Origin of the sequence: Billgrantia endophytica (genome assembly GCF_002879615.1) — a bacterium.
Classification (GTDB): Bacteria; Pseudomonadota; Gammaproteobacteria; order Pseudomonadales; family Halomonadaceae; genus Halomonas; species Halomonas endophytica.
Genome location: NZ_PNRF01000015.1, coordinates 20481 through 32245 on the forward strand (window position 1 = coordinate 20481; position 11765 = coordinate 32245).

Annotated in this window: 9 protein-coding genes; 2 read left to right on the forward strand and 7 right to left on the reverse strand. The window is 62.6% G+C overall.

The window, feature by feature from the left end; all coding sequences use genetic code 11:
* Nucleotides 1-255: 255 nt before the first annotated feature.
* The gene (gene pssA, locus C1H69_RS08000; protein WP_102652884.1) at nucleotides 256-1134 is read right to left on the reverse strand and encodes a CDP-diacylglycerol--serine O-phosphatidyltransferase; all 879 of its coding nucleotides are present in this window, start codon (nucleotides 1132-1134) and stop codon (nucleotides 256-258) included.
* A gap of 148 nt (nucleotides 1135-1282) precedes the next feature.
* Nucleotides 1283-2299 carry a ketol-acid reductoisomerase gene (gene ilvC / locus C1H69_RS08005; protein WP_102652885.1) on the reverse strand — a complete coding sequence of 339 codons (1017 nt, stop codon included), beginning with the start codon at nucleotides 2297-2299 and terminating at the stop codon, nucleotides 1283-1285.
* A gap of 179 nt (nucleotides 2300-2478) precedes the next feature.
* Here ilvC and ilvY point away from each other — a divergent pair, with 179 nt between their 5' ends.
* Entirely contained in the window at nucleotides 2479-3366 is an 888-nt protein-coding gene (ilvY, locus tag C1H69_RS08010) for an HTH-type transcriptional activator IlvY (protein WP_102652886.1), read from the forward strand.
* Nucleotides 3367-3415: 49 nt separating this feature from the next.
* Here ilvY and ilvN read toward each other — a convergent pair whose 3' ends face one another.
* The 5 genes from ilvN to rluD all read right to left on the reverse strand — a co-directional run bounded on the left by ilvN (nucleotide 3416) and on the right by rluD (nucleotide 10792).
* Nucleotides 3416-3907, reverse strand: a complete 492-nt coding sequence (ilvN, locus tag C1H69_RS08015) for an acetolactate synthase small subunit (RefSeq protein ID WP_102652887.1) — start codon at nucleotides 3905-3907, stop codon at nucleotides 3416-3418.
* Nucleotides 3907-5631: an acetolactate synthase 3 large subunit gene (locus C1H69_RS08020; protein ID WP_102652888.1), complete on the reverse strand. Its 1725-nt coding sequence runs from the start codon at nucleotides 5629-5631 to the stop codon at nucleotides 3907-3909. Before C1H69_RS08020 ends, ilvN begins: the two co-directional genes overlap by 1 nt.
* A gap of 496 nt (nucleotides 5632-6127) precedes the next feature.
* Nucleotides 6128-8710 (reverse strand): ATP-dependent chaperone ClpB, encoded by a 2583-nt coding sequence (gene clpB / locus C1H69_RS08025; RefSeq protein ID WP_102652889.1) that lies wholly within the window; start codon nucleotides 8708-8710, stop codon nucleotides 6128-6130.
* Between the two features lie 370 nt (nucleotides 8711-9080).
* Nucleotides 9081-9836 carry a peptidoglycan editing factor PgeF gene (gene pgeF / locus C1H69_RS08030; RefSeq protein WP_102652890.1) on the reverse strand — a complete coding sequence of 252 codons (756 nt, stop codon included), beginning with the start codon at nucleotides 9834-9836 and terminating at the stop codon, nucleotides 9081-9083.
* Nucleotides 9833-10792: a 23S rRNA pseudouridine(1911/1915/1917) synthase RluD gene (gene rluD, locus C1H69_RS08035; protein ID WP_102652891.1), complete on the reverse strand. Its 960-nt coding sequence runs from the start codon at nucleotides 10790-10792 to the stop codon at nucleotides 9833-9835. Before rluD ends, pgeF begins: the two co-directional genes overlap by 4 nt.
* Before the next feature lie 121 nt (nucleotides 10793-10913).
* Between rluD and C1H69_RS08040 the strand changes: the two genes are divergently transcribed.
* Nucleotides 10914-11735: an outer membrane protein assembly factor BamD gene (locus C1H69_RS08040; protein ID WP_102652892.1), complete on the forward strand. Its 822-nt coding sequence runs from the start codon at nucleotides 10914-10916 to the stop codon at nucleotides 11733-11735.
* Nucleotides 11736-11765 lie beyond the last annotated feature (30 nt).

Consider the following 11765-nt stretch of genomic DNA (forward strand, 5'->3'; position numbering starts at 1 on the left):
CCGATTCGAAAAAACCAAACAGAAACAAGCACTTTCTCCACTTCCACCGCTGGCAACGTTAGCCGTTGCCGGCAGCGGATGCGTACTTTACGGGCTGGCGCGCTCGGCCGCAAGGGCTTTGGGTAAAAAAGTTTCAGCCGGCGCAGGAAGGGTGTTCCACAGGCACTCGGTCACGAATGCCTGTGGTAGCTCGGCTGCCGACCCGAGACGACAACGCCCGCGCTGGGCGGGCGCCATGGCGGAAAGCGTCCGGATTCAGCCGGTAACGGTCGGCTGCTTTATCTTGCGCATGATGGCCATGGCCGGTCCTGACGCCACATAGGCACTGAACAGCAACAGCAACATCACCGAGGGCTGGACGGAAATCACCACGAAGCCCAACACAATGGCCAACAGCACCACGAATGGCACCGGCCCCTTGAGATCGATCTCCTTGAAGCTGTAGTAGCGGATGTTGCTGACCATCAATACACCGGCCGCCGCAACAACCAATAGCATCAATACCTTGAACCCGACCGCATCGGCATCGAAGCTGTGGAAGGTCCAGACACTCGCCGCCACGAAGGCGGCGGCCGATGGGCTCGGCAGACCAATGAACCATTTCTTGTCGGTGCTGCCAATCTGCACGTTGAAGCGTGCCAGACGCAGAGCCGCACAGGCTACGTAGAGGAAGGCGACTACCCAACCGGTCTTGCCGATGTCCTGCAGGATCCAGGTAAAGGCGACCAGCGCCGGCGCGACACCAAAGGAGACCATGTCGGAAAGACTGTCATATTCAGCCCCGAAGGCGCTCTGGGTGTTAGTCATGCGGGCGACACGCCCATCCAGGCCATCGAGCACCATGGCAATGAAGATCGCAACCGCTGCTGCGGTAAAGTCGCCATTGATGCCGGCCACCACCGAGAAGAAGCCGGCAAACAAGGCGGAAGTGGTGAAAAGGTTCGGTAACAGGTAGATGCCTTTCCTGCGCACCTTCTTGCCATCTTCGATAGATTCCTCGATCACCTCCGTTTCTCGCACAAAGGCAGCGGCGATGTCTTCTTCGGCCGGCGGAATCCGTTCGTCCTCGGCGGGGCCAGACTCGGCGCCATCCCGATGAGTGTCGTGCTCGGTATTGCGGGGATCCTGACTCATTCGTCTCGTCCGTTGCCAGAATGGGCTCACCCGAAGGTGAGACTTCATTCTACACGGTGATACCGGGGCGAAAAGCGAATCGACCATGATTCAGATGCGACAAAGGCGCGGTTTTCCGCGCCTTTGTCCGGCTCATACGCCGCCCAGATCAGTTCTTGGTCTTGTCGACCAGCTGATTGGCAGCGATCCAGGGCATCATACCGCGCAGCTTGGCACCAACCTGCTCGATATCATGCTCGGCATTCAAGCGACGACGAGCGGTCATCGAAGGGTAATTACTGTTGCCCTCGTTGATGAACATCTTGGCATATTCGCCGGTCTGGATGCGCTTGAGCGCATTGCGCATGGCGGCACGAGACTCGTCGTTGATGATCTCGGGACCGGTCACGTACTCGCCATACTCGGCGTTGTTGGAGATGGAGTAGTTCATGTTGGCGATGCCGCCCTCGTACATCAGGTCGACGATCAGCTTGAGCTCGTGCAGACACTCGAAATACGCCATCTCCGGCGCATAGCCTGCCTCGGTCAGGGTCTCGAAACCGGCCTTGACCAACTCCACGGCGCCACCGCACAGCACGGCCTGTTCGCCGAACAGGTCGGTCTCGGTCTCATCCTTGAAGGTGGTCTCGATGATGCCGCTACGGCCACCGCCAACGCCTGCCGCGTAGGAGAGAGCCAGCTCCTTGGCAGTGCCGGAGGCATCCTGATGGATAGCGATCAGATCGGGGATGCCCCCACCCTTGACGAACTCGGAGCGCACGGTGTGACCCGGTGCCTTGGGCGCGATCATGATCACGTCCAGGTCCTTGCGCGGTTCGATCTGGTTGTAGTGGATGTTGAAGCCATGGGCGAAGGCCAGGGTCGCACCTTCCTTGAGGTTGGGTTCGACTTCCTGCTCGTAGATCGCCTTCTGGTTCTCGTCCGGCGCCAGGATCATCACCACGTCGGCGCTCTTGCAGGCTTCCGGCACGCTGGCGATCTTCAGGCCAGCCGCCTCGGCCTTGGCGGCAGAGGAAGAACCGGCACGCAGGGCGACGGTGACGTCGACACCGGACTCCTTCAGATTATTGGCATGGGCATGGCCCTGTGAGCCATAGCCCACGATGGTGACCTTCTTGCCCTGGATGAGGGAGAGGTCGCAGTCCTTGTCATAGTAAACGCGCATGGTGTGCTCCTGAATTGGTTGACCCGAGGGTTTAGGTATCAGCGTTGATGGCCACCCGCGCCGTCTGTCGCGGCACTGGGTTTCGGTGCATTCGATGAGGTCCACCTTACGCCGCCAGGGATGTTGCGTAAAATGCTATATATGCAACATGGTATGCCAAATCATGCAATAATGCCGCCATGGATATACGCGCCCTCAAGCAGTTCCTCGCCTTGGCCGACACGCTGCACTTCGGCCGAGCCAGCGAGCTCTGCCATGTCAGCCCCTCGACGCTCTCCCGGACCATTCGTCAACTGGAACAAAGCCTGGGGGCACGACTGTTCGAGCGCGATAATCGCCATGTCACCCCGACCCGCCAAGGTCTCGTCTTCCAGGATTACGCCAGAGATGCGGTGAGCCAGTGGGAGCTGCTACGTCATACATTGAGCACGCAGGAGGGCGAACTCTCCGGCGAGATCAGCATCTACTGCTCGGTAACGGCCAGCTACAGCTTCCTCTACGACCTGCTCAGCGAATTTCGCCTGCGTCACCCACATATCGAGCTCAAACTGCACACCGGCGACCCGGCCGAATCCATGTCCCAAGTCCTGAACGGCGAGGAAGACATGGCGATCACACCACGTCCACGCAGTGCGCCTGCCGCCCTGGCCTTCAAGTCGCTGACCCGATCGCCACTGGTCTTCATCGCCCCTGGAGCACCTGCCGACTGGATTCCTTCCACGCCGGAATCTCCCTCGGCGGAACAGTGGCAGGCAGTTCCGATGATCCTTTCCGAAGCAGGACTGTCACGGGAATACAGCGATACCTGGTTCAAGGCCCTTGGCGTCACGCCGCGCATCTACGCTCAGGTAGCCGGCCACGAAGCCATCGTCAGCATGGTGAGCCTGGGCTTCGGGATCGGCGTGGTGCCGAAGATCGTACTCGACAACAGCCCGCTGGCCGAGCGCGTCAGAGTCCTGCCGGTCAAGCCGGAGCTGCCTCACTACGATGTCGGTCTTTGCGTTCTCAATCGGCGCCTTAAGAGCCCGCTGATCCAGGCCCTATGGGATGAAGTGAAAGAGCATTGACAAAAAAGCCGCCCTGGAGGGCGGCCTGAGCCGATACGACAACGTGGCATTAAAGGCTCAATACTTTATCTCCCCGGGCAATACCCGAGACCCCCGTACGCGCCACTTCGAGAATGCCCACCGGCCCCATGGCCTGAAGAAAGGCATCCAGCTTGCCGGCATCGCCGGTGATCTGAACGGTATAGAGGCTCGGCGTCACGTCGACGATCTGGGCACGGAAGATATCCACCGTGCGCTTGACTTCATCACGCGCCGCTCCCAGCGCTTTCACCTTCACCAGCATCAGCTCGCGCTCGATATGGTTGCCTTCGGTGAGATCCACCAGCTTGACCACATCGATCAGCTTGTTGAGGTGCTTGGTGATCTGCTCGATCACCCGGTCATCGCCTACGGTGGTCACCGTCAGCCGGGACAGGGTCTCGTCCTCGGTGGGCGCCACGTTCAGCGTCTCGATGTTGAAGTTGCGCTGCGAGAACAGCCCCACCACGCGAGACAGGGCGCCCGGTTCGTTTTCCATCAGAATCGAGATGATATGGCGCATCAGGTCCGCTCCGTCTTGGAAAGCAGCATGTCACGCATGGAGCCCAGGGGCACCTGCATCGGATAAACGTGCTCGCGCGGATCGACATAGATGTCGAGGAACACCAGCTCGTTCGTATCAGCGAAGGCCCGCTCGAGGGCGGGTTCGAGATCCTCGTGACGCTCTACCTTGATGGCCGTGAAACCATACGACTCGATCAGCTTCTGGAAATCCGGCAACGACTCCATGTAGGAGTGGGCATGACGGGACTTGTAGTTCAGGTCCTGCCATTGGCGCACCATTCCCAGTGAGCCGTTGTTGAGGTTGACGATCTTGACGCCGACCGCGTACTGCTTACAGGTCGAGAGCTCTTGCATCATCATCTGGAAACTGCCCTCGCCGGTGATGCAGACCACGTCATCGCCGGGATAGCTCTTCTTGATACCCATGGCGGCCGGAAAGCCGAAACCCATGGTGCCGAGGCCGCCCGAGGTGATGAAGCGATTGGGCTTGTCGAACTTGTAGTACTGGGCAGCGAACATCTGATGCTGACCCACGTCCGTGGTCACATAGGCCTCGCCGCGGGTGACCTTGCACACCGCTTCGACGACTTCCTGCGGCTTGAGCGCCTCGCCGGGCTCGGAGGGCTCGTAGAGCTTGCCAACCCGCTCCTCGCGCCAGCCGTCGATCTTCTGCCACCACTCGGCCAGAGCCTCGGGGTGGGCGATCTCCTTGCCCTGGATCAGGCTGATCATCTCGCTGATCACGCTGCCCGCCGGCCCGACGATGGGCACGTCGGCACGCACCGTCTTGGAAACCGAGCTGGGGTCGATGTCCACGTGCACGATCTTGGCGGTAGGACAGAACTTCGAGGTGTTGTTGGTGACGCGATCGTCGAATCGCGCGCCAATGGCAATGATCAGGTCGGCATGGTGCATGGCCATGTTCGACTCATAGGAGCCGTGCATGCCCAGCCAGCCCAGGCACTGCCGATCGCTTTGGGGGTAGGAGCCAATCCCCATCAGCGTGGTGGTGATCGGAAAGCCTAGACGCTTGACCATGTCGGTCAGCCCTTCGCAGGCCCGGCCCGTGACAACGCCACCGCCGGTATAGAACACCGGCCGCTTGGCCTTGAGCATCAGCTCCACGGCCTTCTTGATCTGGCCGGTATGACCGCGGGCCACCGGGTTGTAGGAGCGCATCTTGACCTTCTTCGGATAGACGTACTCGTAGCGTTCGGTGGGCGCGGTCATGTCCTTGGGGATGTCCACCACTACCGGACCCGGGCGCCCGGTTGCCGCCAGGTAGTAGGCCTTCTTGAGGACTTCCGGAATCTCGGAGGGGTGCTTGATCGAGAAGCTGTGCTTCACGATGGGCCGCGTCACGCCGATGATGTCGGTTTCCTGGAAGGCATCGTCGCCGATCAAGTGGCTCATCACCTGGCCGCACAGCACCACCATCGGGACGGAGTCCATGTAGGCGGTGGCGATGCCGGTGACGGCGTTGGTGGCACCGGGCCCCGAGGTGACCAGTACCGTGCCGGGCTTGCCCGAAGCCCGGGCGTAGCCGTCGGCGGCATGGGTAGCCGCCTGTTCGTGGCGCACCAGGATGTGTTTGACCTTGTCCTGGCGGAACAGCGCGTCGTAGATATGCAGCGCCGCGCCGCCGGGATAGCCGTAAATGTATTCAACGCCCTCATCCTGCAGGAATCGGGCGATCATGTCCGCGCCGGAAAGCAATTCCACTGATGTATCTCCCCTGGAGGTCTCGAGTGCGATCCGCGCCCTTCGACGGGCACGGGTTCGAGTGCGACGGTATGTCGCTGCCGGATACGCCGGCACCTGATGCCAAACCCTGGCATTGGCCCGGTTGGGGCCTGCACTCTCATCACGACAGATCGCCGCGTCGGGGCGTTGGCCAGGACGAGCGGTTGACCCGTCCCGGTAGTCCTTCGGCGGGTAGAGGCAACGTGGCCTACCCGTCGCGCGGTAATGGGGGGTTGCCCGCTGGAATCCGCGCCCGCAAATCAGGAACGCTCAAGATTCCAATAGCCCCGGGGCAGTGTCAACCGCCAAGCGACATTCGCTAGTCCAAAAGGGTGATTCCGGCAAGGCCCCGGCGTGTAAAAAAGCCCGCCTGCTGGGGGAGCTGGCGGGCAAAGGGGTTACAGGACGCAACCTGACTTTCAGTGTAGACAGTTGCCGACTGGCCGCCCGATCGACAACGTAACGCTTTGTGCCGTTAGGTTGTGAAGACCAGTTTCCCGTCCTCGGCTGTAACGTGAATCACGTCGCCGGGCATGAACCTTCCAGCCAACAGGTCCTGGGCCAGGGGGTTCTCGATCCGGCTCTGGATGGCTCGCTTGAGCGGCCGGGCCCCGAAGACCGGATCGAAGCCCACCACCGCCAACTGCGCCATGGCCTCGTCACTCACGTCGAGCCCCATGTCGTGTTCGGCAAGCCGCAAGCGCAGACGGTCGAGCTGGATGCCGGCGATGGCCTGGATCTGGTCCTGCTTCAAGGCATGGAAGACCACGACCTCATCGATGCGGTTGATCAACTCCGGACGGAAGTGGTCCCCCACCACCGCCATGACCATTCCCTTCATCTGCTCGTAGTCCGTGTCGTCACCCCCCATGCGCTGGATGATGTCGGAGCCCATGTTGGAGGTCATGACGATCACCGTGTTGCGGAAGTCCACGGTACGGCCCTGGCCATCGGTCAGGCGGCCATCCTCCAGCACCTGCAGCAGGATGTTGAACACGTCCGGATGGGCCTTCTCGACCTCGTCGAGCAACAGCACCGAGTAGGGCTTGCGGCGTACCGCCTCGGTCAGATACCCCCCTTCCTCATAGCCCACATAGCCCGGAGGTGCCCCGATCAGCCGTGCCACGGAGTGCTTCTCCATGAACTCCGACATGTCGATGCGCACCATGGCCTCCTCGGTGTCGAAGAGGAAGCCGGCCAGCGCCTTGCACAGCTCGGTCTTGCCCACCCCGGTCGGGCCGAGGAACAGGAAGGAGCCGTTGGGACGATTGGGATCGGCGAGCCCCGCACGGGAACGCCGCACCGCATTGGACACCGCCCCGACCGCCTCCTCCTGGCCGATCACGCGCTCATGCAGTGCCTCCTCCATGCGCAGCAGCTTGTCCCGCTCGCCTTCGAGCATCTTGGACACGGGTATCCCGGTCCAGCGCGAGACCACCTCGGCGATCTCCTCCTCGGTGACGTTGGAGCGCAGCAGTTGGTGCTTTGACGTGTCGGCCTCGCCCTCGCCACTCTCGGCGATGCGCTTCTCCAACTCGGGGATGCGGCCATACTGCAACTCGGACATGCGCGCCAGGTCGCCCTGACGGCGGGCCTGCTCCAGGTCGATACGTGCCTTGTCCAACTCATCCCTGAACTGGGCCGCCCCCTGGATGCTGGCCTTCTCGGCCTTCCATATCTCGTCGAGATCGGCGTATTCACGCTCGAGCTCATGGATCTGGCCGTCCAGAGCCTCGAGGCGCTTCTTCGACGCCTCGTCGGTCTCCTTCTTGAGATGCTCGCGCTCCATCTTCAGTTGAATCAGGCGTCGGTCGAGGCGGTCCATCTCCTCGGGCTTGGAGTCGAGCTCCATGCGGATGCGCGACGACGCCTCGTCGATCAGGTCGATGGCCTTGTCGGGAAGCTGGCGGTCGGTGATATAGCGGGTCGAGAGCTTGGCCGCTGCGATGATGGCCCCATCGGTGATATCGACACCGTGATGAACCTCGTAGCGTTCCTTGAGACCGCGCAGGATGGCCACGGTATCCTCCTCGCTGGGCTCATCCACCAGAACCTTCTGGAAACGACGCTCCAGGGCGGCATCCTTCTCGATGTACTTGCGGTACTCGTCCAGGGTGGTGGCACCCACACAGTGCAGCTCACCGCGGGCCAGGGCCGGCTTGAGCATGTTGCCGGCATCCATGGCGCCCTCGGCCTTGCCGGCACCGACCATGGTATGCAATTCGTCGATGAACAGAATCACCCGTCCCTCTTCCTGGGACAGCTCCTTGAGCACCGACTTGAGGCGCTCCTCGAACTCACCGCGGAACTTGGCGCCGGCCAGCAGCGCGCCCATGTCCAGCGACAGCACGCGCTTGTCCTTGAGCCCTTCCGGCACCTCACCGTCGACGATACGCTGGGCCAGCCCTTCGACGATGGCGGTCTTGCCCACCCCGGGCTCGCCGATCAGCACCGGGTTGTTCTTGGTGCGCCGCTGCAGCACCTGAATCGTGCGGCGGATCTCGTCGTCGCGGCCGATCACCGGATCGAGCTTGCCGTTGGCGGCCCGTTCGTTCAGGTCCAGGGTGTATTTCTCCAGCGCCTCGCGCTGATCCTCGGCGTTGGGATCGTCAACCCTCTCACCGCCACGCACGCTGTCGACGGCCGCCTCCAGGGTCTTGCGGCTCAGGCCAGCCTGGGTCAGCAGCTTGCTCACGGCATGACCCATCTCCAGCGCCGCCAGCAGCACCAGTTCGCTGGCGATGAACTGATCGCCACGTTTCTGGGCCTCCCGATCGGTGAGATTGAACAGCCGCACCAGGTCACGGGAAGGTTGGACCTCTCCGTCGAACTGGCCGACCTTGGGCAGATTATCGAGGTAGCCGGCCAGGCTGTCGCGCAGGCGAGCGGCATCGCCGCCCGCCTTCTGCACCAGCGCCTTCAGGCCGGTATCCCTGGTATCCAGCAGCGCCAGCAGCAGGTGGCCCGGGTCGAGCTGGTTATGCCCGCGCCCCACGGCCAGGGACTGGGCGTCGGCCACGGCGTTCTGCAGTTTGGCGGTGAACTTGTCGAATCGCATCCGGAATATCCTCCATTGGGGTGGCAGCGCTGCTTGGACGCGCCGCTTGGCCCTGTCAAATCGCGTTGACAGTATCAATGGAGTCAGAGTGGGCGGCTTTCAAGTCGCCCGCCAGGGAAAGGGGTTTTAGGTTGACACAGGTCAGGCTGTGCCAGGAAGAGCGGCGCAGGGGACAGGTCGTAGCGGAGGTCATTTGCCATGGGTGAGGAGCATTGCTCCGAACGGGTTGGCCATGGATGGCCAGCACCGGTCCTGCAAGCGGAGCAGGATGCGAGAGCGCAGCAGGGCAAATGTAGCGCCCATGGAAGGGTTTACAGCGCCTCCGCAAAGGCCTGGCGCCTGAAAGACGCTCGTTAGTGCCTGGACAAGCTCACCTTAGCCAGATCACGCTGGCCATCCGTCCCGTTCGGCCATCATCGCGGCGGTGGGAGTAGAAGCGCGACTCACAGGCGGTGCAGAAATGACCGCCACTGATATGTGACAGCCCCAGGCGCTCCAGTCGCAGCCGCGCCAGCTTGTAGAGGTCGGCCATGTAGTGCCCAAGGCGATAGGGGCTGGGATCGAAGGCGGTTTCCGTCTCGGGGTGTACGCCGACGAAGGCCTGCTGGACCTCGGGCCCCACCTCGAACTGGGCATTCGAGATGGCCGGGCCCAACCAGGCCATCAGGTCCTCGGGAGACACTCCCAGCGCCGCCACCAAGGCTTCCAGCACGCCGCCGGCCAGGCCGCGCCAGCCGGCATGGGCGACACCGACCCGGGTCCCCTGGCGATCGCAGAAGAATACCGGCAGGCAGTCTGCCGTCAGCACGACGCAGGCATGTCCACGGTCGAAGGCCACCGAGGCATCCGCCTCTGGCAGCGCATCCGTGTGGCTCGCCTGAACCCTGGCACCGTGGACCTGGTTCAGCCACAGGAGCGGGCGGTCATCGTGTAGTTCATCAGCCAGTAAATGACGACACAGCGCGACATGGTTGGGATTGTCGCCCACCTTGTCCCCCGGATTGAAACAGGCGAAATCCCCCTGGCTGGGGCCTGACTCACGTGTGGTAATGAAGGCGCCAACGGAGGCGGGGGCGGGCCAGTCCGGCTCGATCAGGGTCGGTTGCAGATGGGGGGCATCACTCATAGCATCGCCTCGCGGTCGTCGCGCAGATAATCGATCAGCATCAGTAGATCATCGGGCAAGGCGGCGCGAAATTCTGCCCGGTCTCCGCTGCCGGGATGATCAAAGGCCAGCTTGCGGGCGTGCAGCGCCTGGCGGGGAAACCCCCGTAGCAGCTCCTTGAGACCTTCGCTGGCGCCGGGCGGCAGCTTGAGACGGCCCCCGTAGACCGGATCGCCCACCAGCGGGAAGCGCTGGTGGGCCATGTGGACACGGATCTGATGGGTGCGGCCCGTTTCCAGACGGCAGCGCACGTGGGTATGGGCGCGGAAGCGTTCCACGACCCGATAGTGGGTCACGGCGGGCTTGCCGTTGACATTCACCGCTTGGCGCTTGCGGTCACGGGGGTGGCGGCCGATGGGGGCATCCACGGTGCCCCCGGCAGTCATCACGCCTACGGAGACCGCATCGTATTCACGGGAGACCGTACGTGACTGCAGCTGTTCGACCAGGGCGGTCTGGGCCGTCAGGGTCTTGGCGACCACCATCAGCCCTGTGGTGTCCTTGTCCAGCCGATGGACAATACCCGCCCGCGGCACACCGGCAAGCGCCGAGCAGTGGTGAAGCAGCGCATTGAGCAAGGTGCCATCAGGGTTGCCGGCGGCCGGATGCACCACTAGCCCGGCCGGCTTGTCGATCACCATCACCTCGTCGTCTTCATGGACCACATTCAGGGGGATATCCTCGGCCTCGAAACGGGTATCGTCCTCGATCTCGGCAACGAGCCTCAGCCACTCACCACCCACGACCTTGTCCTTGGGTTTTCCCGGGCGGCCGTCCACCGTCAGGGCGCCCTGCTTGATCCAGCCCTTGAGCCGCTCACGGGAATGGCCGACAAAGAGCTCGGAAGCCGCCTGGTCGAGGCGTATTCCAGCGAGGGTTACGGGCACGCGTTGCTGAGCTTCCAGAGTATGGGGCATAGCGGAGGCAATCACCGAGCAGGCACCTGAGGACTGCGTTTTTTCGCAAGGTGCTTTATAGTGGATGGGTTACGGCCAATCCTACCATGGCCGACACGGGTTGTTTGACACGAGGATCACGATGCGCGTTTCCACCATCGCTACACGCCTTGTCGCCCTGCTGCTGGCCGCCGCCCTGGTCACTGGCTGTGCCGGCAGGGCTGACACGGAAGACGAGGATGAGTTTGCCGGCGTTGCCGAGCAGGAGCTCTATGAAGAAGCCCGAGATGCGCTTGAGGGGGGACGCTACACCACGGCGATTTCCCGGCTGGAGGCCATCGATACTCGCTTCCCGTTCGGCCGTCATGCCGAGCAGGCTCAGTTGGAGCTCATATACGCCTACTATGAGACCCGTGACTGGGAAGCTGCCCGAGCCGCAGCGAGCCGCTTCATCCGCTTGCACCCCACCCACCCCCAGGCCGACTACGCCCTCTACATGCGTGGACTGTCTTCCTGGCAGGCGGGACGCTTCAGCCTGGAACGGCTGCGGCTGATCGACATATCCAAACGTGACCTGGGCGCCTCTCGCGATGCCTATACCGATTTCCGCGAACTGGTCAGCCGCTATCCGGACAGCGAATACGCCCCGGATGCGGAGCAGCGCATCGTTTACCTGCGCAATCTGCTGGCTCGTCACGAACTGCACATTGCCGACTTCTATCTGCGCAAGGGTGCCTATCTGGCAGCCGTGGAGCGCGGTCGCTGGGTGGTGGAGAACTACCCGGAAGCCGAAGCCACGCGCGATGCCCTGGCCGTGATGGTGGAAGGCTACCTCGGTCTCGACATGCGCGACCGTGCCCGTGAGGTACTGCAGGTGCTGATCGAGAACGACCCGGGCAACGATCGCCTGCGCGGCCGTACCTTCGAGCCTCAGCACGTACGAACCCAGTCGCTCTCGGCCTGAGCCTTGCCCCGAAGAGGACCCGCGACATCG